Below are 23,625 nucleotides of genomic sequence, written 5' to 3' on the forward strand. Positions count from 1 at the left end.
AGCTAATCCCACAAAACCGATCGTAGTCCGGATCGCAGTCTGCAACTCGACTGCGTGAAGTCGGAATCGCTAGTAATCGCGAATCAGAATGTCGCGGTGAATACGTTCCCGGGCCTTGTACACACCGCCCGTCACACCATGGGAGTGGGTTGCACCAGAAGTAGCTAGTCTAACCTTCGGGAGGACGGTTACCACGGTGTGATTCATGACTGGGGTGAAGTCGTAACAAGGTAGCCGTAGGGGAACCTGCGGCTGGATCACCTCCTTAATCGACGACTCAGCTGCTCCATAAGTTCCCACACGAATTGCTTGATTCATTGAAGAAGACGATAAGAAGCAGCCCGAAATTGGGTCTGTAGCTCAGTTGGTTAGAGCGCACCCCTGATAAGGGTGAGGTCGGCAGTTCGAATCTGCCCAGACCCACCAATTTTGTGTGGGAAACGCCTGTAGAAATACGGGGCCATAGCTCAGCTGGGAGAGCGCCTGCCTTGCACGCAGGAGGTCAACGGTTCGATCCCGTTTGGCTCCACCACTACTGCTTCTGTTGTAAAAGCTTAGAAATGAGCATTCCATCGAGACGATGATGAATGTTGATTTCTAGTCTTTGACTAGTTCGTTCTTTAAAAATTTGGGTATGTGATAGAAAGATAGACTGAACGTTACTTTCACTGGTAACGGATCAGGCTAAGGTAAAATTTGTGAGTTTAATCGCGAATTTTCGGCGAATGTCGTCTTCACAGTATAACCAGATTGCTTGGGGTTATATGGTCAAGTGAAGAAGCGCATACGGTGGATGCCTTGGCAGTCAGAGGCGATGAAAGACGTGGTAGCCTGCGAAAAGCTTCGGGGAGTCGGCAAACAGACTTTGATCCGGAGATGTCTGAATGGGGGAACCCAGCCATCATAAGATGGTTATCTTGTACTGAATACATAGGTGCAAGAGGCGAACCAGGGGAACTGAAACATCTAAGTACCCTGAGGAAAAGAAATCAACCGAGATTCCCTTAGTAGTGGCGAGCGAACGGGGACCAGCCCTTAAGTGGCTTTGAGATTAGCGGAACGCTCTGGAAAGTGCGGCCATAGTGGGTGATAGCCCTGTACGCGAAAATCTCTTGGTCATGAAATCGAGTAGGACGGAGCACGAGAAACTTTGTCTGAATATGGGGGGACCATCCTCCAAGGCTAAATACTACTGACTGACCGATAGTGAACTAGTACCGTGAGGGAAAGGCGAAAAGAACCCCGGAGAGGGGAGTGAAATAGATCCTGAAACCGTATGCGTACAAGCAGTGGGAGCCTACTTTGTTAGGTGACTGCGTACCTTTTGTATAATGGGTCAGCGACTTATTTTCAGTGGCGAGCTTAACCGAATAGGGGAGGCGTAGCGAAAGCGAGTCTTAATAGGGCGTCTAGTCGCTGGGAATAGACCCGAAACCGGGCGATCTATCCATGGGCAGGTTGAAGGTTAGGTAACACTGACTGGAGGACCGAACCGACTACCGTTGAAAAGTTAGCGGATGACCTGTGGATCGGAGTGAAAGGCTAATCAAGCTCGGAGATAGCTGGTTCTCCTCGAAAGCTATTTAGGTAGCGCCTCATGTATCACTGTAGGGGGTAGAGCACTGTTTCGGCTAGGGGGTCATCCCGACTTACCAAACCGATGCAAACTCCGAATACCTACAAGTGCCGAGCATGGGAGACACACGGCGGGTGCTAACGTCCGTCGTGAAAAGGGAAACAACCCAGACCGTCAGCTAAGGTCCCAAAGTTATGGTTAAGTGGGAAACGATGTGGGAAGGCTTAGACAGCTAGGAGGTTGGCTTAGAAGCAGCCACCCTTTAAAGAAAGCGTAATAGCTCACTAGTCGAGTCGGCCTGCGCGGAAGATGTAACGGGGCTCAAACCATACACCGAAGCTACGGGTATCATCTTCGGATGATGCGGTAGAGGAGCGTTCTGTAAGCCTGTGAAGGTGAGTTGAGAAGCTTGCTGGAGGTATCAGAAGTGCGAATGCTGACATGAGTAACGACAATGGGTGTGAAAAACACCCACGCCGAAAGACCAAGGTTTCCTGCGCAACGTTAATCGACGCAGGGTTAGTCGGTCCCTAAGGCGAGGCTGAAAAGCGTAGTCGATGGAAAACAGGTTAATATTCCTGTACTTCTGGTTATTGCGATGGAGGGACGGAGAAGGCTAGGCCAGCTTGGCGTTGGTTGTCCAAGTTTAAGGTGGTAGGCTGGAATCTTAGGTAAATCCGGGATTCTAAGGCCGAGAGCTGATGACGAGTTACCCTCTGGGTGACGAAGTGGTTGATGCCATGCTTCCAAGAAAAGCTTCTAAGCTTCAGATAACCAGGAACCGTACCCCAAACCGACACAGGTGGTTGGGTAGAGAATACCAAGGCGCTTGAGAGAACTCGGGTGAAGGAACTAGGCAAAATGGCACCGTAACTTCGGGAGAAGGTGCGCCGGTGAGGGTGAAGCACTTGCTGCGTAAGCCCACGCCGGTCGAAGATACCAGGCCGCTGCGACTGTTTATTAAAAACACAGCACTCTGCAAACACGAAAGTGGACGTATAGGGTGTGACGCCTGCCCGGTGCCGGAAGGTTAATTGATGGGGTTAGCTAACGCGAAGCTCTTGATCGAAGCCCCGGTAAACGGCGGCCGTAACTATAACGGTCCTAAGGTAGCGAAATTCCTTGTCGGGTAAGTTCCGACCTGCACGAATGGCGTAACGATGGCGGCGCTGTCTCCACCCGAGACTCAGTGAAATTGAAATCGCTGTGAAGATGCAGTGTATCCGCGGCTAGACGGAAAGACCCCGTGAACCTTTACTATAGCTTTGCACTGGACTTTGAATTTGCTTGTGTAGGATAGGTGGGAGGCTTTGAAGCGTGGACGCCAGTTCGCGTGGAGCCATCCTTGAAATACCACCCTGGCAACTTTGAGGTTCTAACTCAGGTCCGTTATCCGGATCGAGGACAGTGTATGGTGGGTAGTTTGACTGGGGCGGTCTCCTCCTAAAGAGTAACGGAGGAGTACGAAGGTGCGCTCAGACCGGTCGGAAATCGGTCGTAGAGTATAAAGGCAAAAGCGCGCTTGACTGCGAGACAGACACGTCGAGCAGGTACGAAAGTAGGTCTTAGTGATCCGGTGGTTCTGTATGGAAGGGCCATCGCTCAACGGATAAAAGGTACTCCGGGGATAACAGGCTGATACCGCCCAAGAGTTCATATCGACGGCGGTGTTTGGCACCTCGATGTCGGCTCATCACATCCTGGGGCTGAAGCCGGTCCCAAGGGTATGGCTGTTCGCCATTTAAAGTGGTACGCGAGCTGGGTTTAGAACGTCGTGAGACAGTTCGGTCCCTATCTGCCGTGGACGTTTGAGATTTGAGAGGGGCTGCTCCTAGTACGAGAGGACCGGAGTGGACGAACCTCTGGTGTTCCGGTTGTCACGCCAGTGGCATTGCCGGGTAGCTATGTTCGGGAAAGATAACCGCTGAAAGCATCTAAGCGGGAAACTTGCCTCAAGATGAGATCTCACTGGGACCTTGAGTCCCCTGAAGGGCCGTCGAAGACTACGACGTTGATAGGTTGGGTGTGTAAGCGCTGTGAGGCGTTGAGCTAACCAATACTAATTGCCCGTGAGGCTTGACCATATAACACCCAAGCAATTTGCGAACTCGGAAGAGGCCAGATTGCGGTGTGTGAAGACGCAAGAACCGAAAGTTCGAGATACTCACCAAACACCGAAGCTATCACCTACCCAATTTGCTGAAGCGAGGCCATCTGGTCACGACTCGGTACCCGAATTTCTTGACGACCATAGAGCATTGGAACCACCTGATCCCATCCCGAACTCAGCAGTGAAACGATGCATCGCCGATGGTAGTGTGGGGTTTCCCCATGTGAGAGTAGGTCATCGTCAAGATTAAATTCCGAAACCCCTATCTGCGTATGCAGGTAGGGGTTTTGTTTTTGCGCCTCCGTACACCTCAAACGCTGTTCCCTGTAGGAGCGAGCCTGCTCGCGAAGAACTTCAGGGCACCGCGTTACCCCAGACAACCCGCGTCATCGTTGACGACCTTCGCGAGCGAGCTCGCTCCTACAAATGCTAAAGTCGTCCCTCGAATTTGCATTTCCCAAGGAAGCCTTATGCCGGACGCAACGTCCCTCAGTGCTGGTTTTATGGTGGTTCACGGCAACCGCCTGGACGAGTTGCGCAGCCTGGTGGTCAGCTGGATGCGGCGCTACCCGCTGGCTCCCCTGGAGAATGAAATCGCGTTGGTGCAAAGCAATGGCATTGCCCAATGGCTGAAGTTGGCACTGGCGGAAGATTCCGAGGAAGACGACATGGGAGGCTGCGGCATCGCCGCCGCCATCGACGTGCAGTTGCCCGGCAGTTTCATGTGGCAGCTCTATCGCATGGTCCTTGGCCGCGATGAGATTCCGGCCAAGTCCCTGCTTGATAAAGCCCCGCTGACCTGGCGATTGATGCGCCTGCTGCCGCAGTTGATCAACCAACCGCACTTCGAGCCGCTGCAGCGTTTCCTGACCCATGACACCGATCTGCGCAAACGCTATCAATTGGCTGAGCGTCTGGCGGACCTGTTCGACCAATATCAGGTGTACCGAGCTGACTGGCTCGAAGACTGGGCAGAAGGTCGACATCAAACAAGAAACGCCAGAGGCGAAGCCCAACCCCTGACGCCGGCCAATTGCTGGCAGGCAGAGTTATGGCGCGCACTCTTGCTGGATGTGGGAGAAGAAGGCATGGCGCAAAGCCGTGCCGGCGTCCATCAGCGGTTTGTCGAGCGAATCAATAATCTCGAGGCAGCCCCCAAGGGATTACCCTCGCGAGTGATCGTTTTCGGGATTTCTTCGCTGCCTGCTCAAGCCCTGGAAGCATTGGCGGGATTGGCACGATTCAGCCAGGTCCTGCTCTGTGTACATAACCCATGTCGTCATCATTGGGCGGACATCGTCGCCGATAAAGACCTGTTGCGGCATCAATACAAGCGTCAGGCCCGCAAGAGCGGCATGCCGGTAGTGATCGATCCGCAAATCCTGCACCAGCATGCTCACCCGCTGCTGGCTGCCTGGGGTAAACAGGGGCGGGACTACATCAACCTGCTCGACAGTTATGACGATCCCAATAGCTATCGCTCGGCATTCCGCGACGGGCGCATCGACCTGTTCAGTGACGGTCAGCCGTTGAATGTGCTCAACCAGTTGCAGGATGACATCCTCGAGTTGCGGCCCCTCAACGAGACTCGGGAGCGTTGGCCGGCCATCGATCTGCAGAAGGACGGATCGATCCGTTTTCACATCGCTCATAGCGCCCAGCGAGAGGTCGAGATCCTCCACGATCATTTACTCGCGCGCTTCAGCGCCGACCCGCAATTGCGCCCCCGGGACATCATCGTGATGGTCCCGGACATCGACAGTTATGCACCGCATATTCGTGCAGTGTTTGGTCAGCTTGACCGCCAGGACCCACGCTTCATTCCATTTACTCTGGCTGACCAGGGCCAGCGTGGTCGCGATCCACTGCTGATTGCTGTCGAGCACCTGCTCAAGTTGCCTGACAGCCGATTCCCCGTCAGTGAGATTCTCGATCTGCTGGACGTTCCGGCACTGCGCGCTCGCTTTGGTGTCGAGGAGCGTGACCTGCCGACGCTGCACCGCTGGATCGAAGGTGCCGGCATTCGCTGGGGTATGAATGCCGAGCAACGTGCCGGGCTCGGGCTGCCGAATGAGCTGGAGCAAAACAGCTGGCGTTTCGGCTTGCGACGGATGTTGCTCGGTTATGCCGTTGGCAGCGCCGATGCTTATGAGGGGATCGAACCCTACGACGAGATCGGTGGTCTGGACGCTGCGCTCATTGGTCCGCTGGTTGCGTTGCTGGACGCGCTGGAAGTGGCTCACCACGAACTCTCTCAGCCTGCGCCGCCGGGGCAATGGGGCTTGCGCTTGCAGGCGTTGGTGCAGTTGTTCTTCCTTGCCGGTAACGAACACGATGACTACTTGCTGGCCCAGCTCGAAGAGCTGCGCGAGACCTGGCTCGAGACCTGCGAATCCGTCGGCTTGCAGGACGAGTTGCCGCTGACTGTCGTCCGTGAAGCCTGGCTTGCAGGTCTGGATCAGGGCCGTTTGTCCCAACGCTTTTTGGCCGGTGCGGTCAACTTCTGCACCTTGATGCCCATGCGCGCTATCCCGTTCAAACTGGTCTGCCTGCTGGGCATGAATGACGGCGATTATCCGCGCGCGCAGCCACCGCTGGATTTCGATCTCATGGGCAGTGATTATCGGCCAGGCGATCGCTCCCGGCGCGAAGATGACCGCTACCTGCTATTGGAGGCCCTGTTGTCGGCACGGGACCAGCTCTACATCAGTTGGGTGGGCCGCAGCATCCGTGATAACAGCGAGAGACCTGCGTCGGTGCTGATCGGCCAGTTACGTGACCACTTGGCCAGCGGTTGGCGATTGGCACAAAGTGGCGAGGATCTGCTTGAAGCCATGACCCGGGAACACCCCTTGCAACCTTTCAGCGCCCGCTACTTTCACGAAGGGGATGAGTCGTTTAGCTACGCCACCGAATGGCAGGTCCTTCATCAAGTGGCAGAGCAACAGGCGAGCGCCGAAGTGCTTGAGGCTCACGTTCAGGACGAACCACTCAGTCTCGGTCAACTGCAGGATTTCCTGCGCAATCCGGTACGGCACTTTTTCAGCCAGCGACTGAAGGTCTTCTTCGAGGCGGCTGAAGTGCCGTTGGCCGATGAGGAGCCTTTTGTCCTGGATGCATTGCAGCGTTACAGCCTCAGCGACCGTTTGCTCGAAGCGGCGCTGGCAGATCCGGGAAATACCGGACAAGCACTGGAAGATCAGGCAAAGCGCCTGCAAAACAGCGGACTGCTGCCCATGGCCGGATTCGGTGAGTGCCTGCAACATGAATTGATCGAGCCTTTACCTGACTTGTTGCAACGCCACCAACAGCTCCTGGCTTTGTGGCCAACACCGCTCAGCAGCGCGTTGCCCGTCAATCTTGAACTGCAAGGCCTGCAGATCGAGGGCTGGCTCAGCGGCCTGCATCGACGCGCTGATGGTGGTTTGCTGTCTATCACTACGATCCCCAACAGTATCGGCTCGATCAAGTCGCGCAAATGGCATCGACTGACGCGCCCGTGGCTCACGCATCTGGTGGCTAATGCCAGTGGCATGGCGTTGACCACCGCACTGGTGGCCAGCGACGACAGCCTGTTGCTCGGACCGATGGACGAGTCCACGGCACAGAAGGTTCTGGGCGAGCTGTTGATGGCCTGGCAGTCGGGTATGCGCCAGCCGCTACCGATCGCGGTCAAGACAGCCTTCGCGTGGCTGGGGCAGACCGACCCGGTCAAAGCCGAAGCCGCTGCGCGCAAGGCCTATGAAGGTGATGGGCAGACGACGGAAGGAGAGCGTCGCGAAAGCCCGGCACTCGCACGCCAATTCGCCGATTACGATGGCTTGACCGCCGATGAAACCTTCCCCGACTGGTGTAATGCGCTCTATCGCCCGCTGCTTGAAGCACCCTGGCGTTCACTGTCCAGCGAGGAGTCGCGTTGATGAGCACGAAGACACCTCTGGCCCTGGCCTTCCCGCTGCGTGGCAGTCAACTGATCGAAGCCAGCGCCGGGACCGGCAAGACGTTCACCATTTCCGCGTTATATCTGCGCCTGGTCCTTGGCCACGGTGACGAGGGCTCGGGGTTCGGGCGAGAGCTGTTGCCGCCGCAGATCCTCGTCGTGACGTTCACCGACGCCGCGACCAAAGAGCTGCGTGAACGCATTCGCACGCGGCTCGCCGAGGCCGCACGATTTTTCCGCGATGAAACGCCCGCCCCCGACAGCCTGATTGCCGAGTTGCGTGATCAGTATTTGCCCGAGCAATGGCCCGGGTGCGCAAACCGCCTGGATATCGCCGCCCAATGGATGGACGAGGCGGCGGTGTCGACCATCCACAGTTGGTGCCAGCGCATGTTGCGCGAGCACGCATTCGACAGCGGCAGCCTGTTTACCCAGACCCTGGAAACCGACCACAGCGACTTGCTGGGGGAAGTCCTGCGCGATTACTGGCGGCTGTTCTGTTACCCGATGCAAGGTGACGCATTGAATTGGGTGCGCAGCAATTGGGGTGGACCGGCGGCATTGCTGCCGCGGATTCGTGCGCTGTTCGCCAGTGAGCGGGATACGCCTCAAGGGAAAGAGCCCGCCGAGGTGATTGCGCAATGCTTGCAGGAGCGACGGGTTGCCCTGATCGAACTCAAGAAGCCCTGGCTCCAGTGGGCGGACGAGTTGCTTGCGATCTGTCACCAGGGCGTTGCCAGCAAGGCTGTCGACGGTCGCAAGATGCAGGCACGCTATTTCGAGCCCTGGTTTGAAAAGATCAAAGCCTGGGCCGAGGACGAATCCCTTGAGCAACTGGATATCGGCACCGGCTTCACTCGCCTGACCCCTGATGGCATGGCCGAAGCCTGGAAGGGCGAAGCGCCTCGACATCCGGGGCTCGATGCGATGGCCGGCCTCAAGGCCTGTCTCGATGGGCTGCCAACGCCTGATGCCGCCGTACTGCAACACGCCGCCCGTTGGGTCGGGGCGCGATTCGAGGAAGAGAAACGCCGCCGTGCGGAAATGGGCTTCGACGACATGTTGCTGCGCCTTGATGCAGCCTTGCAGTCCGATGGCGGCGAGCGACTGGCAACCCTGATTCGTGAACAGTTTCCGGTCGCACTGATCGATGAGTTCCAGGACACCGACCCGGTGCAATACCGGATCTTCGAGAGCATCTACCGCATTGAAGAGAACAGCCCCGAGTGCGGCCTGTTCCTGATCGGTGACCCGAAACAGGCGATCTACGCTTTTCGCGGCGCCGACATCCATACCTACCTTCGCGCCCGTCAGGCCACCACCGGCCGCCTGCACACCCTGGGCACCAACTTCCGCTCAAGCCATGGCATGGTCAACGCGGTGAACCATGTGTTCGAGCGCGCTGAAGCCCGGGAGTCAGGACGCGGCGCTTTCCTCTTTCGGGAGAAGAACGGCGACAACCCGGTTCCGTTCATGCCGGTGGCCTCCCAGGGCCGCAAAGAGATCTTGCGCATCAATGATCAGGCAGTCCCGGCCTTGAACATCTGGCACTTGCCGGCCGAACAGCCGTTGTCTGGCGCGGTGTACCGGCAGCATCTGGCGGCTGCCTGCGCCAGTGAAATCACCGCATTGCTCAATGGCGGGCAACAGGGGCAAGCGGGATTCACCCAGGACGGCAAAGCCTTCAGGGGCCTGCTGCCGGCGGACATCGCCATCCTGGTACGCGACGGCAAGGAGGCGCAGGCGGTTCGTGCGCAATTGGCCGCCCGTGGCGTGCGCAGTGTTTATCTGTCGGACAAGGACTCGGTGTTCGCCGCCCAGGAGGCGCATGACGTGCTGACCTGGCTCAAGGCCTGCGCCGAGCCGGATGTCGAGCGCCCGCTGCGGGCCGCGTTGGCCAGCATCACGTTGAACCTTTCGTTGACTGAGCTGGAGCGGCTGAATCAGGACGAGTTGGCCTGGGAATCCCGGGTCATGCAGTTCCGTGGCTATCGCGAAGTCTGGCGCAAGCAGGGTGTGCTGCCGATGCTGCGCCGTTTGTTACACGACTTCCGTCTGCCCCAGGCATTGATCGCACGCAGCGACGGCGAGCGGGTTTTGACGAACCTCCTGCACCTGTCCGAATTGCTGCAACAAGCGGCCGCTGAACTCGATGGCGAGCAAGCCCTGATCCGGCATTTGTCCGAGCATCTGGCGTTGTCCGGTCAGGCTGGCGAAGAGCAGATTCTGCGTCTGGAAAGTGATGAGCAATTGGTCAAGGTCGTGACCATTCACAAATCCAAAGGCCTTGAGTATCCGTTGGTGTTCCTGCCGTTCATTTGTTCGGCGAAACCGGTGGATGGCAGCCGACTGCCGTTGCACTACCACGATGAATCAGGCAATGCCCAGGTCACGTTGAAGCCGACGGCAGAATTGATTGCCCTGGCTGACGATGAGCGTCTGGCCGAGGATCTGCGCTTGCTCTATGTCGCCCTGACCCGGGCGCAACACGCCTGCTGGCTGGGGGTGGCTGACCTCAAGCGCGGCAACAACAATGGCTCGGTGCTGCATCTGTCGGCATTGGGTTATCTGTTGGGGGGCGGTGCGCCATTGGCCGACTCCCCGGCGTTGCAGCTTTGGTTGCGGGACCTGCAACAGGACTGCCCGGCGCTGGCGTATGCCGAGCTGCCTGAAGCGACAACAGAGCATTACCAGCCACCGCAAAACGAAGCGGCGCTACTGGTTCCGCTGATCCCGAAACGCAAGGCCAGTGAAAACTGGTGGATTGCCTCCTACAGCGCGTTGCGCATTGGCGACACCCTGAGTGTCGGCACGGACGAAGCGCCGGAGAGTCCGCAGGCGCAAAAACTGTTCGATGACGAACGTCTCGACCCGCAAGCCCCTAGAGAAGTGGTTGCTGGTGGCGGCGATATCCATCGCTTCCCGCGCGGTCCGAACCCTGGCACCTTCCTCCATGGTTTACTCGAATGGGCAGGGGGCGAGGGTTTTGATGCGGCACCACAAGATGTGATCGACGCGATTGCCCGTCGCTGCAATCGTCGAGGCTGGGAAGGCTGGATCACCACGCTGAGTGACTGGCTGCAGCATCTGCTCAAGTCGCCGTTGCATCTGGGCGCCGGTCAGGCCCCGGTGATATTCGGGCAGTTGACGCAGTACCAGGTCGAGATGGAATTCTGGTTCGCCAGCCATAAGGTCGATGTGCTCAAGCTCGACGCGCTGGTGTGCCAATACACCCATAACGGCGTCGCCCGGGTGGCCGCCGAACCTGTGTTGCTCAACGGCATGTTCAAGGGCTTCATCGACCTGACGTTTGAGCACAACGGCCGCTATTACGTTGCCGACTACAAATCCAACTGGCTTGGCGCCGATGATGCGGCTTACACAGTGCAGGCCATGGAACAGTCGATTCTCGACAACCGTTATGACCTGCAATACGTGTTGTACCTGTTGGCCCTGCATCGCCAGCTCAAGGCGCGGCTCGCCGATTACGACTACGACCGGCATGTCGGCGGTGCCTTGTACCTGTTTTTGCGGGGTACGCGTGCGGCCAGCCAGGGTATGTTTTTCACCCGTCCGCCAAGAGAACTGATCGAGCGTCTGGACCGGCTGTTCCAGGGCAAGCCAGAGCCCAAGGCCGAGCCCGCCTGGGAACAGGGAGTACTGTTATGAGTCGCACATTCGCCGATTTGCTGCCCACCTCGCTGGCAGCCGAAAGCCTGGCCGAACTCGCGCCACTGAGCCGTGCCGATGACTTGCTGTTGTTGCTCACGCGTTGGGTCGAACGTGGCTGGTTGCGAGCGCTGGACAAAGCCTTTGTTGCGTTTCTGCATGAACTGGCTCCGGATGGTGATCCGTTGGTGTTGCTGGCCGCCGCGCTGACCAGCCACCAATTGGGCCACGGGCATGTCTGCCTTGACCTGTTCGAGACCCTGAAAGAACCTGACTTCGCCCTGTCATTACCGCCCGAAGGTGACGTGCAAGGCGGTGCAATGCTGTTGCCCTCGCAATTGCTCGGATCGCTGGACGGGGCCCATTGGTGCAAGGTACTGGCCGCCAGCAACCTGGTGGCTCTGGCTGCAGACAGTCGTGACAACGTGCGCGACCGACCTTTGGTGTTATCGGGCAAACGCTTGTACCTGCGCCGCTATTGGGCCTACGAGCGACGGATCGACCTTTCGTTGCGCGAGCGTCTGACGGAACACGAATCTACGCCGAGCGACTTGCTCCAGCGCCTCACCGGATTGTTTGGGCCTGCCCGGTCCGGTGAAGTGATCGACTGGCAGAAGCTTGCCTGCGCCCTGGCGACGCGCAGCGCCTTCAGCATCGTGACGGGGGGGCCGGGAACCGGCAAGACCACGACCGTCGTGCGCTTGCTGGCGTTGCTCCAGGCACCGGCGGTCGAGGCCGGCATGCCCCTGCGCATTCGCCTCGCCGCACCTACCGGCAAGGCTGCGGCGCGTCTGACAGAATCCATCAGCCAGCAAGTCCGGACCTTGAAGGTCACGGAAGAAATCCGGGAAAAGATCCCGTCCGACGTCACCACCGTTCACCGTCTGCTCGGCAGCCGGCCCGGGACTCGTCATTTTCGGCACCACGTGGGCAATCGCCTGCCGCTGGATGTGTTGGTGGTGGACGAGGCCTCGATGATCGACCTGGAGATGATGGCCAATCTGCTCGACGCTTTGCCGGCCCATGCGCGCCTTGTGCTGTTGGGTGACAAGGATCAGTTGGCTTCGGTAGAAGCCGGTGCGGTATTGGGGGATCTGTGTCGCGACGCGGAGGCGGGCTGGTACAGCCCGCAGACGCGCCAGTGGCTGGAAGCCGTCAGTGGCGAAAGCCTGCAGGCCAGCGGACTGCAGGAGGATACGCAGGGCGCTCATCCACTGGCCCAGCAGGTGGTGATGTTGCGCCACTCCCGGCGATTCGGTGAAGGCAGCGGTATTGGCCAACTGGCTCGTTGGGTCAACCAGCAGCAACCCGAAGAAGCACGCAAGTTGTTGTCTGCGCGAAGCCATGACGACGTGTATTCCTTGTCCCTCAAGGGGGAGCAGGACCGGGCTCTGGAACGCTTGCTGCTCGAAGGCCACGGTGAAGGGCCGCAGGGTTATCGGCACTACTTGAGCCTGCTGCGCAATCAGCGCCCGGCGCTCGACAGCCCGCTGGAAGACTCACGCTGGACCGACTGGGCCCGGGAAGTGTTGCAAGCCTTCGACGCGTTCCAGTTGTTATGTGCCGTGCGCAAGGGGCCGTGGGGTGTGGAGGGCTTGAACCAGCGAGTGACGGACGCCTTGCTAAGGGCACGCCTGATCGACAGTGACCAGCAGTGGTACGAAGGTCGCCCCGTGCTGATGACCCGCAACGATTACGGCCTGGGTTTGATGAACGGCGATATCGGCATCGCCCTCAAGCTTCCGGAGCGTGAGGGCCCCGAGGCCGGCAAGCAGGTTCTGCGTGTCGCCTTTCCGCGCAATGACGGCCAGGGTGGCGTGCGCTTTGTCCTGCCGAGCCGGCTCAATGATGTTGAAACCGTGTACGCCATGACCGTGCATAAATCCCAAGGCTCGGAGTTTGCCCACACCGCGTTGATCCTCCCCGACGCCTTGAACCTCGTGCTGACCAAGGAACTGATCTACACCGGGATCACCCGGGCCAAGAACTGGTTCACCTTGATCGAGTCGCGTGCAGGTGTGTTTGAAGAGGCGGTGAAACGCAGGGTCAAGCGCTTGAGTGGGCTGATGCTGGAGCTGAAGGACGGCAGCGAGCCGACAGACTGAAAGGTCAGTGAGCGATTGTAGGAAATTGTCCGAAGCGGCGTAGTACGTGGCCTCGCTGGCATTTCCTCGCTGTGCTATCGTTGCGGCATCATTTCGCTTCGGTCAATGAGTATCCCGGCATGAAGGTGGCTGTCAGGACGACAGAGCGCGTCGTTGGCTGTAAGAAAGCGCTGCTTGCCATCCTTCTTTGTCTGCTGGCCAGCGTCGGTTTCGCTCAATCGCAAGCCCCGGTGGGCATGGCGGACCAACGCGCCAAAGCGGTAACCCAGGTGGTCCTCGGCATCCTCAGCTATGCCCGCTGGCCCGTTGAGCCAAAGCTGCTGCGCCTGTGCCTGGTTGGCCCTACCGAATACACCGACGACCTGGTCAAAGGCACGACCCAGGCGACCGGTCGACCTGTCACGGTGCAACGCTTGCTGGCCGACAATCCTTCGATTGTCAGTGACTGCGATGCGGTTTACATCGGTAAGCTCACCGGCGAACAACGCAGCCGATTGTTTGCCGCGTTGATCGGGCACCCGGTGTTGAGCATTAGCGAGAGTGACGAGCAGTGCACTGTCGGCAGCTTGTTTTGCTTGCGGGTCAGCGACGAGCAGGTGTCGTTCGAGGTCAATCTCGACTCCGTCGCTCGCAGCGGTGTACGCATCCATCCGAGTGTGCTGCAACTCTCCCGCCGCAAGCCGGCGGCACCATGAAGCTACTGAGACCGGGCAGTCGCCCGACTTTGCATTCGGTCATCGGTCGCGGCAACTTGCTCGTCGCGCTGGTGGGCATCGCCATGGCCAGTGTTTCGCTGACGTTGCTCGGCGTGCTGGCTTTGCGTGTGTACGTGGATCAAAACCTGCACCTGATCGCACGCTCGATCACCTACACCGTGGAAGCCGCGGTGGTGTTCAACGACAAACCCGCTGCCACCGAGGCGCTGGCGTTGATTGCGTCCACCGAAGAAGTGGCCGACGCCCAGGTGTTCGACCGGCAGGGGCAGTTGCTGGCTCGTTGGCAACGACCGGAAACCGGATGGGTCTCCGATCTCGAACTGCACATCGCCAAAGCGTTTCTCGAAGAACCGATGAACATTCCGATCCTCCATCAAGGACGGGAAATCGGCAGCATCAGGCTCACCGGTCATGGCGCCAACCTGATGCGCTTTTTGCTCAGCGGCCTGATGGGGATCGTCTTGTGTACGGCCGTGAGTGCCTGGGTTGCGCTCTTTTTGGCACGCCGACAACTTCGCGGGATCATCAAGCCCCTGCGCAACCTGGCCACCGTCGCCCACGCCGCGCGCAGTGAACGGGCCTTCGACAAGCGCGTGCCGCCCGCCGACATTGCCGAACTCGACGATTTCGGCAACGACTTCAATGCCCTGCTCGATGAGCTCGAAGCCTGGCAATCGCACCTGCAAAGCGAAAACGAATCCCTGGCTCACCAGGCCAGTCACGACAGCCTCACCGGACTGCCCAACCGGGCGTTTTTCGAAGGTCGCCTGATGCGCGCGCTGCGCAACGCCAACAAGCACGGCGAACGAGTGGCGGTGTTGTTTCTCGACAGCGATCGCTTCAAAGAGATCAACGACAGTTTCGGCCATGCGGCGGGGGATGCGGTGTTGGTGGCCGTGGCCAACCGGGTCCGCGCACAACTACGAGAAGAAGACCTGGTGGCGCGGTTGGGTGGCGATGAGTTTGCCGTGCTGCTGACACCGCTGCACAAGACCGAAGACGCTGAACGGATTGCCGACAAGATTCTGGCCAGCATGGACATGCCGATTCCATTGCCGGGCAGCACCCAGGTATTGACCTCACTCAGTATCGGCGTCGCGGTGTACCCGGATCATGGCGCGACACCGGGTGCCCTGCTCAATGCCGCCGATGGGGCGATGTACCAGGCCAAGCGCCTGTCCCGAGGCGCACAGTACACGGCAGGGTCGGATCACCCTGCCGCCGATGTTCAAAACAGGAGCTGATTTCCGTGTTCATTTTCAACCCGCGTTCCCTGCGTTTTTTCACCATGACTTTGCTCGTGGCCTTGCTGAGCCTGGCCGGTTGCCAGACCACCCCGCCAAAAGGCCTGACCCCGGCGCAAATCGCCGTGCTGAAACAGCAAGGGTTCGAACTGACCGACGATGGCTGGGCCTTCGGTTTGTCCGGCAAGGTGTTGTTCGGCAGCGACGATGACAGCCTGAACAAGCAGAGCACCGAGATCGTCGAGCGCATCGGCAAGGCGCTGCTCGGTGTGGGTATCGAGGGAGTGCGGGTCGATGGTCACACCGACGCATCGGGCAAAGAGGCCTACAACGAGCAACTGTCCGTGCGCCGGGCGAAAAGCGTTGCCAAGGTGCTCAACACGGTCGGCATGAAGCCGGAAAATATCCAGTTGCGCGGCCTGGGCAGCAGCGTACCGGTGGCCACCAACAGCACCTCCAGTGGCCGCACCGAGAATCGCCGGGTCGCAATCGTCGTCAGCTCCGACTAATCGGCAAACAACATCTCCCGGCTTTCGCCCATCAGCAGGCCGTGATTCTGCTCGGTGACCTGGCGGATGTAATCCCACAACAGGGTGATCCGCTTGAGCTTGCGCAGGTCTTCGCGGCATTACATCCAGAACTGCAAGGAGCTCAGGTCAACCCAATGAATGCAGGGGCCATTCCATCCACACATTCGCGCTCGAAGGACTGAACCAGAGAGTTTCCAGACACCGTATCAGGTGTCGAGCTTACTATTCGGCTTGGTGGCGTAGTGCTACTATCGGTGATCTCTCTGGTACTTTTTGCAATTAAAAGGACTTTTCGAATGACCTACCTTCGCTTGCTTTTAGCTTCAGCCCTGATTGCTCTTTGCACTGGCTGTGCCTCGCCTGCTCAAATTTCCGGCATGTCAGTAACTGCTGATCAGGCCAAGGCAAACACCTATGACGCCCAGCTGCGAAACAATGTACGGCTTTCGGAGGTGAATGGTGGAGATAAAACCAACCCTCTGTGGACTTCCGAAATCGACGCCCCCGACTTCGGCGCTGCACTCAAGCAATCGCTCGTCAATGCTGATTTGCTTGGCGACGAGTCAGCCCCTTTTGCTCTGCGTGCCAACCTGCTGCGCGTTGACCAGCCTATATTTGGGCTGGATTTTGAAGTGATCAGTGAAGTTGAATACACCTTGATAGAGTCAGGCACTAACAAGGTCATCCTGCGTGAAATTATCCGGACCCCTTTCACCGCTGGCATGGGCGATTCGGTTATAGGAATCAAGCGACTACGCTTGGCCAATGAAGGATCCGCTCGGGTAAACATCATTGCTATGCTCAAGCGTCTAAGTGATCTGAAAATCGAAGCCAAACAGGTTTCGTTAAAGAACTGAGGCAGTAAGGTCGTACCGGTGGCCTTTGAGGATCTGACAGAAAATCCCTAATCGGCAAACAACATCTCCCGGCTTTCACCCATCAGTAGGCCGTGATTCTGCTCGGTGACCTGGCGGATGTAATCCCACAACAGGGTGATCCGCTTGAGCTTCCTCAGGTCTTCGCGGCAGTACATCCAGAACTGTCGGGTGATGTTGATTTCCTGCGGCAACACCGGCAGCAGGCGAGGGTCCTGAGTGGCGAGGAAGCACGGCAGGATTGCCAGTGAGCGTCCTTGCTGCGCCGCCACGAACTGCGCGATCACGCTGGTGCTGCGCAGATTGGCACTGGCGCCTGGCAGCACGTTGGCCAGGTACAGCAGCTCCGAGCTGAACGCCAGGTCGTCGACGTAACTGATAAACGAATGTTTCGCCAAGTCTGCCGGGCGGCGGATCGGCGGGTGGCTGTCCAGATAATCCTGGGTCGCGTACAGCTGTAACCGATAGTCGCACAGCTTGCAGCAGACGTACGGGCCATGCTCGGGGCGCTCCAGGGCGATGACGATGTCGGCCTCGCGCTTGGACAGGCTGATGAAGTGCGGCAGCGGCAGGATATCCACCGAAATGGCTGGATAGGTGTCGACGAAGTGGCTCAGCTGCGGCGTGATGAAAAAGCTGCCGAAACCTTCGGTGCAGCCCATGCGCACGTGGCCGGACAGCGCCACGCCGGACCCGGAAACCTGCTCGCACGCCATGTGCAAGGTGCTTTCGATCGACTCGGCATACCCCATCAACCGCTGGCCTTCGGCGGTCAGGACAAAGCCGTTGGTCCGGGATTTCTCGAACAGCAAGGTGCCCAACGCCGTTTCCAGGGAACTGATGCGCCGCGACACTGTGGTGTAGTCCACCGCCAGGCGCTTGGCCGCAGTGCTGGCTTTGCGTGTGCGGGCGACTTCGAGGAAAAACTTGAGGTCATCCCAGTTCAACGAACCGAGGGAGGTGATGTTTTTTTGCATGTTGGACCGGTTTTTATGTGCGTTCTTATTAGAAGTTTGCACATCTATACTCCAAAAACAGTCCGTTAACCATTTCGCGGCACACGCCTCATCTCAAGGCGACTTTTTCGCCTTGGCTCCCAGATAAAAATAAACATCCGGAGACCCACATGAACGTATCGCTCACGCCTAACGAAACCACCGTGCAGAAGGTCAAACTGTTGATCGACGGCCAGTGGGTCGAGTCCAAGTCCACCGAATGGCACGACATCGTCAACCCGGCGACCCAGCAAGTGCTGGCCAAAGTGCCGTTTGCTACCGCCGAAGAAGTCGATGCTGCCATCAGCGCCGCTCATCGTGCTTTCCAGACCTGGAAGCTGACGCCAATCGGCGCACGGATGCGCATCATGCTCAAGCTCCAGGCGCTGATCCGCGAACACTCCAAGCGCATCGCCGTGGTCCTGAGCGCCGAGCAGGGCAAGACCATTGCCGACGCCGAAGGCGATATTTTCCGTGGCCTGGAAGTGGTCGAGCACGCCTGCTCCATCGGCAGCCTGCAAATGGGCGAATTCGCTGAAAACGTCGCCGGTGGCGTCGACACCTACACCCTGCGCCAGCCGATCGGCGTGTGCGCGGGCATCACCCCGTTCAACTTCCCGGCGATGATCCCGTTGTGGATGTTCCCGATGGCTATCGCCTGCGGCAACACCTTCGTGCTCAAACCGTCGGAACAGGACCCGATGTCGACCATGCTGCTGGTGGAACTGGCGATCGAGGCGGGTATTCCGGCTGGCGTGCTCAACGTCGTGCATGGCGGCAAGGACGTGGTGGACGGGCTCTGCACCCACAAGGACATCAAGGCGGTTTCCTTCGTCGGCTCGACCGCCGTCGGTACTCATGTCTATGACCTGGCCGGTAAACACGGCAAGCGTGTGCAATCGATGATGGGCGCCAAGAACCACGCCGTGGTGCTGCCGGACGCCAATCGCGAACAAGCATTGAATGCGCTGGTGGGTGCCGGCTTCGGTGCTGCTGGTCAACGCTGCATGGCCACCTCGGTGGTGGTGCTGGTGGGCGCGGCCAAGCAATGGCTGCCGGATCTCAAGGCGCTGGCGCAAAAACTCAAGGTCAATGCCGGCAGCGAGCCGGGCACCGATGTGGGTCCGGTGATCTCGAAAAAAGCCAAGGCACGGATTCTCGATCTGATCGAAAGCGGCATCAAGGAAGGCGCCAAACTGGAGCTGGACGGTCGCGAGATCTCGGTTCCCGGTTACGAGAAGGGTAACTTCGTCGGCCCGACTCTGTTCTCTGGCGTGACCACCGACATGCAGATCTACACCCAGGAAATCTTCGGCCCGGTGCTGGTGGTGCTGGAAGTCGCCACTCTCGATGAGGCCATCGCCCTGGTCAACGCCAACCCGTTCGGCAACGGCACGGGCCTGTTCACCCAGAGCGGTGCGGCGGCGCGTAAGTTCCAGAACGAGATCGATGTCGGCCAGGTCGGTATCAACATCCCGATCCCGGTGCCGGTGCCGTTCTTCAGCTTCACCGGTTCCCGTGGTTCCAAACTCGGCGACCTCGGCCCGTATGGCAAGCAAGTGGTGCAGTTCTACACTCAGACCAAGACCGTCACCAGCCGCTGGTTCGATGACGACAGCGTCAACGACGGTGTGAACACCACGATCAACCTGCGTTAAGGAGCCGGACATGAAAATTGCTTTTATCGGTCTGGGCAACATGGGCGCGCCGATGGCGCGCAACCTGATCAAGGCCGGCCATGCACTGCGTCTGGTGGACTTGAACAAAGCCGTGTTGGCGGAGCTGGAGCAACTAGGCGGCAGTATCAGCGCATCGGCCCGCGAAGCGGCAGAGGGCGCCGAACTGGTCATTACCATGCTGCCTGCCGCGGTGCATGTGCGCAGTGTGTGGCTGGGTGAAGACGGCGTGCTCGCCGGTATCGGTAAAGGTGTACCGGCCGTGGATTGCAGCACCATCGATCCGCAGACCGCGCGGGACGTAGCCGCTGCCGCCGCCAAACAGGACGTGGCCATGGCCGATGCACCGGTCTCTGGCGGGACCGGTGGCGCAGCCGCCGGGACGCTGACCTTCATGGTCGGCGCCACTCCCGAACTGTTCGCCACCCTGCAACCGGTACTGGCGCAAATGGGCCGCAACATCGTCCATTGTGGTGAGGTCGGCACCGGACAAATCGCTAAAATCTGCAACAACCTGCTGCTGGGGATTTCCATGGTCGGCGTCAGCGAAGCCATGGCGCTGGGCGATGCCCTGGGCATCGACACCAAGGTGTTGGCGGGCATCATCAACAGCTCTACCGGACGTTGCTGGAGTTCGGAGATGTACAACCCGTGGCCGGGCATCGTCGAAACGGCGCCGGCGTCGCGCGGTTATACCGGCGGTTTCGGGGCTGAACTGATGCTCAAGGATCTGGGGCTGGCCACTGAAGCGGCGCGTCAGGCGCATCAGCCCGTGGTGCTCGGCGCGGTGGCCCAGCAGTTGTATCAGGCGATGAGTTTGCGTGGGGAGGGTGGCAACGACTTCTCGGCGATCATCAACAGCTATCGCAAGCCGCAATAGAAGGGCGGTGGAAAACCTGTGGGAGCGAGCTTGCTCGCGATAGCGGACGGTCAGTCACTTCATTGTTGAAGCTACTGCCGTCATCGCGATCAAGCTCGCTCCCACAGGGTACGGCGTTTACCTATAGATATTTACCGGGAGATCACGTCGGGTGATCCCCCGGTTTTTTTATATCAGGCAAACACAAAATACTTGCGCACGGTTTCCACCACTTCCCACGTCCCTTTCATCCCGGGCTCGATGACGAAAATGTCGCCGGCGCGCAGGTGGATCGGCGCCATGCCTTCCGGCGTGATGATGCAGTAGCCTTCCTGGAAGTGGCAGTATTCCCACTTCACGTATTCCACGTACCACTTGCCCGGCGTGCAGATCCAGGTGCCCATGATCTTGTTGCCGTCTTCACTGGTGTAGGCATTGAGGTTGACGGTGTGCGGGTCGCCTTCGAGTTTTTCCCATTTGCAGGCGTCGAGCACAGGCAGCGGGTGGGTGTCGCGGAGAACGGTAATCGGTGCGGTCATGATGACTCCGGGCAGTGGGCTCAAGAACTGAAGTCGCACCCTATAGCGCCCGTCCATTGTTCAGTTGTCTGTAGTCGACACTGAGCTGTCCAGAAACGCACGGCCCTCAAAGGCTGGTCAGTGGGCAGTCGAGCCTGGATTGTTCGAGGTTGTTCTCGAACTCGACCAATTGCGAGTGCTGTTGCGACAGCGCCGCTATCCGTTCGCCGATTTCCTGTTTTTTGCTGGCGATGACCTGATGTGCCCGCTCCCATGGCAACTGCGGGCCCTGATGTCCAGCGAAGACTGACTGCAACTCCTTGAGTTTGAAACCCAGCTGCTGGGCACACTTGATGAACATCAGCAGGTCGACACTGTTCTGGTCATAGATGCGGTACTTGCCCTGACGGCGAGCGGCAGGCAGCAGGCCAATCGATTCGTAGTGACGGATGCTTTTGACAGTGGTTCCGGAACGTTGCGCGGCTTGGCCGATGTACATGGGAAGCTCCTTTTCTCCAAGGGTAACGCTCGGTGCATTATCGACAGACTCAACCACTGGCGATAGCTTCGGCTTGCCGTAGCCAAGCCGCATGCCGGTCCGCGCTGGCGCCGAGAATTGGCCCGAACGTGAGGGTTCGGGTTGGCTTGATACCACAGAATTCCAGCGTGGTTTTACGGACCTGATGCAAACCGGGCATGCGGTAGATCCAGCGGAAGTACCAGGGCGGTGTGTCCATGGTCACCAGCAGGTGGGCGGTTCGGCCGCGCAGGAGTTTGTCGGGGAAGGCTTTGCCCTGGCGATACTTGAAGGCAAAACCGGGCAAGAACACCCGGTCGAAAAAGCCCTTGAGCAAGGCCGGTACGCCACCCCACCAGATCGGATAAACCAGCGTCAGTTGTTCGGCCCACAGGATATCGGCCTGAGCGTTACCCAAGTCGGCTTCCAGCGGCTGGACCTGCTGATAGCCTTCGCGCAACACCGGGTCAAAATCCATGCTGCCCAGAAACAACTGCCGCACCTCATGCCCGGTGCGCATTGCCGACTGTGTGTAACGCTCGGCAAGGGCGGCGCAGAAGCTGTTGCTGGACGGATGCCCGAGGATCACCAGTATTCGTTTGCCCATCATCGCTGTCCTTGAAGATGAAACTTCAAGGATAAAGTCTGCCCCTCAGGGGAGAGTCAAGGCGTGCAGCAGGGCCTTGGCATAGCCGGGTAATGCGGCAAAGTCCCGGGCACAGAGCAACAGTTTGCGTTGGCCCCAGGGTTCTTGCAGGGCGAGGCTTTTGAAAGACAGTCCACCGGACCCGCGTTCGACGGCGGCCAGCGGTACGATTGCCAGTCCCGCCCCGCGGGCGACCATGCGCATCACGCCATCGAAACCGTCGGCGCGGATGCGAACCTGCATGCGCAGGCCGGTGTGAAGTGCCTGTTCTTCCAAGTACACCGCCAACGCGCTGTTGGCATTCAGGCCGACATAGTCGTGATGCAGCGTGTCCGTGAAGCTCACTGAAGTCGCCTGTGCCAAGGAGTGTTCACGGGGCATGATCAGCACCAGCGGATCGTCGCGGAACGGTCGGGTCTGCAAGTCATCGGTGTCCACCGCGTCGGAAACGATGCCAAGGTCCGCTGCACCCTGGCGCAAGGCGTGGGTGATGCGGGCGCTGGGCAATTCCTGCAGGTCGATGTTGAGGTTGGGATGGCTGTGCAGGAAGTCCGCGAGCAGCTCTGGCAGGTACTCGGTGATCGCCGTGGTATTGCACAGCAGGCGCACCTGACCTTTGACGCCCTTGGCGTATTCGGCCAGGTCCTGTTGCAGGCGTTCGGCTTGTTGCAGCAGCACCCGGGCGTGTCGGGCCAGGGCATTGCCGGCCGGCGTTGGCGTTACACCGCGCCGGCCTCTTTCGAGAAACCCGATCCCCAGTGAGGCTTCCATGGCACGAATGCGCGCACTGGCTGCCGCCAGGGACAGATGACTGCGTGCGGTGCCGGCGGTGATGTTGCCGGTGTCGAGGATGTTCAGGTACAGGCGCAGGTCGGTCAGGTCGAAGTGCATTACAGCAACCTCTGGATTTGTGTTGTCTGGATGGGCGCCTTCGCGGGCAAGCCCGCTCCCACAGGTGACGCGATTCACTGTGGGAGCGAGCTTGCTCGCGATGGGGACGGCACATTCAACATTGGCAGTGATTGATCCACCGCTATCGCGAGCAAGCTCGCTGCCACAGGGGTTGCATGTACTCAAAGATATTTACCGGGAGATCACGTCGGGTGATCCCCCGGTTTTTTTATATCAGGCAAACACAAAATACTTGCGCACGGTTTCTACCACTTCCCACGTCCCTTTCATCCCGGGCTCGATGACAAAAATGTCGCCGGCGCGCAGGTGGATCGGCGCCATGCCTTCCGGCGTGATGATGCAGTAGCCTTCCTGGAAGTGGCAGTATTCCCACTTCACGTATTCCACGTACCACTTGCCCGGCGTGCAGATCCAGGTGCCCATGATCTTGTTGCCGTCTTCACTGGTGTAGGCATTGAGGTTGACGGTGTGCGGGTCGCCTTCGAGTTTTTCCCATTTGCAGGTGTCGAGTACGGGCAGCGGGTGGGTGTCGCGAAGAACGGTAATCGGTGCGGTCATGATGACTCCGGGCATGAGGGAGAGCTGAAGTCGCACCCTATAGGGCCTGGCCGGGCATCAGTTGTCTGTGCTCGACATTGATGTATCCAGAAACACAGCGGCCATTGCTTGGCCGCGTTACCCGAAGCGGTTGAAATTTACCCTCGATAATTGATCGATTTCCGGCGGTTTCTGCGAAA

At 58.9% G+C, this 23,625-nt stretch carries 15 protein-coding genes, 2 tRNA genes, 3 rRNA genes and 1 pseudogene (1 of these 21 running past the window's edge); 14 read left to right on the forward strand and 7 right to left on the reverse strand.

Annotation, left to right across the window (positions count from 1 at the left end):
* The 11 genes from ACEN8Z_RS05935 to yfiB form a co-directional block, all read left to right on the forward strand.
* Window positions 1-268: ribosomal RNA gene (locus tag ACEN8Z_RS05935) — 16S ribosomal RNA — on the forward strand; it begins 1,269 nt to the left of the window's first position.
* Window positions 269-349: 81 nt separating this feature from the next.
* A tRNA-Ile gene (locus tag ACEN8Z_RS05940) sits at window positions 350-426 on the forward strand.
* A gap of 30 nt (window positions 427-456) precedes the next feature.
* A tRNA-Ala gene (locus ACEN8Z_RS05945) sits at window positions 457-532 on the forward strand.
* A gap of 234 nt (window positions 533-766) precedes the next feature.
* Window positions 767-3,660: ribosomal RNA gene (locus ACEN8Z_RS05950) — 23S ribosomal RNA — on the forward strand.
* Between the two features lie 156 nt (window positions 3,661-3,816).
* A 5S ribosomal RNA gene (gene rrf / locus ACEN8Z_RS05955) occupies window positions 3,817-3,932 on the forward strand.
* The 16S, 23S and 5S rRNA genes sit together here with 2 tRNA genes alongside, the layout of an rRNA operon.
* 224 nt (window positions 3,933-4,156) lie before the next feature.
* Window positions 4,157-7,606: an exodeoxyribonuclease V subunit gamma gene (gene recC, locus ACEN8Z_RS05960; RefSeq protein WP_495597056.1), complete on the forward strand. Its 3,450-nt coding sequence runs from the start codon at window positions 4,157-4,159 to the stop codon at window positions 7,604-7,606.
* Window positions 7,606-11,295 (forward strand): exodeoxyribonuclease V subunit beta, encoded by a 3,690-nt coding sequence (recB, locus tag ACEN8Z_RS05965; RefSeq protein WP_495597057.1) that lies wholly within the window; start codon window positions 7,606-7,608, stop codon window positions 11,293-11,295. The genes recC and recB overlap by 1 nt, the downstream gene beginning before the upstream one ends.
* Complete coding sequence (gene recD / locus ACEN8Z_RS05970) at window positions 11,292-13,400, forward strand: exodeoxyribonuclease V subunit alpha (RefSeq protein ID WP_495597058.1); 2,109 nt, start codon at window positions 11,292-11,294, stop codon at window positions 13,398-13,400. The genes recB and recD overlap by 4 nt, the downstream gene beginning before the upstream one ends.
* A 119-nt stretch (window positions 13,401-13,519) precedes the next feature.
* The gene (gene yfiR, locus ACEN8Z_RS05975) at window positions 13,520-14,095 is read left to right on the forward strand and encodes a regulatory sequestration protein YfiR (RefSeq protein WP_495597059.1); all 576 of its coding nucleotides are present in this window, start codon (window positions 13,520-13,522) and stop codon (window positions 14,093-14,095) included.
* Window positions 14,092-15,360 (forward strand): diguanylate cyclase DgcN/YfiN, encoded by a 1,269-nt coding sequence (gene dgcN / locus ACEN8Z_RS05980; protein ID WP_495597060.1) that lies wholly within the window; start codon window positions 14,092-14,094, stop codon window positions 15,358-15,360. Before yfiR ends, dgcN begins: the two co-directional genes overlap by 4 nt.
* 5 nt (window positions 15,361-15,365) lie before the next feature.
* Window positions 15,366-15,869, forward strand: coding sequence for an outer membrane lipoprotein YfiB (gene yfiB / locus ACEN8Z_RS05985; protein ID WP_495597061.1), 504 nt, complete (start codon window positions 15,366-15,368; stop codon window positions 15,867-15,869).
* Here yfiB and ACEN8Z_RS05990 read toward each other — a convergent pair.
* Window positions 15,866-16,003: pseudogene (locus tag ACEN8Z_RS05990) on the reverse strand (LysR family transcriptional regulator); the annotation flags it as partial. The gene yfiB and the pseudogene ACEN8Z_RS05990 overlap by 4 nt on opposite strands.
* 183 nt (window positions 16,004-16,186) lie before the next feature.
* Here ACEN8Z_RS05990 and ACEN8Z_RS05995 point away from each other — a divergent pair.
* Window positions 16,187-16,747, forward strand: a complete 561-nt coding sequence (locus ACEN8Z_RS05995; RefSeq protein WP_495597062.1) for a hypothetical protein — start codon at window positions 16,187-16,189, stop codon at window positions 16,745-16,747.
* 47 nt (window positions 16,748-16,794) lie between these two features.
* Here ACEN8Z_RS05995 and ACEN8Z_RS06000 read toward each other — a convergent pair whose 3' ends face one another.
* Window positions 16,795-17,742, reverse strand: a complete 948-nt coding sequence (locus tag ACEN8Z_RS06000) for a LysR family transcriptional regulator (RefSeq protein ID WP_495597063.1) — start codon at window positions 17,740-17,742, stop codon at window positions 16,795-16,797.
* Between the two features lie 149 nt (window positions 17,743-17,891).
* Here ACEN8Z_RS06000 and ACEN8Z_RS06005 point away from each other — a divergent pair, with 149 nt between their 5' ends.
* Together ACEN8Z_RS06005 and mmsB are read left to right on the forward strand one after the other, a co-directional pair.
* A complete protein-coding gene (locus tag ACEN8Z_RS06005; protein WP_495597064.1) occupies window positions 17,892-19,418 on the forward strand; it encodes a CoA-acylating methylmalonate-semialdehyde dehydrogenase in 1,527 nt (508 codons plus the stop codon).
* Between the two features lie 10 nt (window positions 19,419-19,428).
* Complete coding sequence (gene mmsB / locus ACEN8Z_RS06010; RefSeq protein WP_007994580.1) at window positions 19,429-20,316, forward strand: 3-hydroxyisobutyrate dehydrogenase; 888 nt, start codon at window positions 19,429-19,431, stop codon at window positions 20,314-20,316.
* Window positions 20,317-20,489: 173 nt separating this feature from the next.
* On the opposite strand, the gene ACEN8Z_RS06015 is transcribed toward mmsB, so the two are convergent.
* The 5 genes from ACEN8Z_RS06015 to ACEN8Z_RS06035 form a co-directional block, all read right to left on the reverse strand.
* On the reverse strand, window positions 20,490-20,834 hold the full coding sequence (locus ACEN8Z_RS06015; protein WP_057396593.1) for a cupin domain-containing protein: 345 nt from the start codon (window positions 20,832-20,834) through the stop codon (window positions 20,490-20,492).
* Between the two features lie 106 nt (window positions 20,835-20,940).
* A complete protein-coding gene (locus ACEN8Z_RS06020; protein ID WP_007998798.1) occupies window positions 20,941-21,312 on the reverse strand; it encodes a MerR family transcriptional regulator in 372 nt (123 codons plus the stop codon).
* Between the two features lie 49 nt (window positions 21,313-21,361).
* Window positions 21,362-21,940, reverse strand: coding sequence for an NAD(P)H-dependent oxidoreductase (locus ACEN8Z_RS06025; RefSeq protein ID WP_495597065.1), 579 nt, complete (start codon window positions 21,938-21,940; stop codon window positions 21,362-21,364).
* 42 nt (window positions 21,941-21,982) lie between these two features.
* Complete coding sequence (locus ACEN8Z_RS06030) at window positions 21,983-22,867, reverse strand: LysR family transcriptional regulator (RefSeq protein WP_495597066.1); 885 nt, start codon at window positions 22,865-22,867, stop codon at window positions 21,983-21,985.
* 234 nt (window positions 22,868-23,101) lie between these two features.
* The gene (locus ACEN8Z_RS06035; RefSeq protein ID WP_495597067.1) at window positions 23,102-23,446 is read right to left on the reverse strand and encodes a cupin domain-containing protein; all 345 of its coding nucleotides are present in this window, start codon (window positions 23,444-23,446) and stop codon (window positions 23,102-23,104) included.
* Window positions 23,447-23,625 lie beyond the last annotated feature (179 nt).

The organism is Pseudomonas sp. Pseusp10 (genome assembly GCF_059492225.1).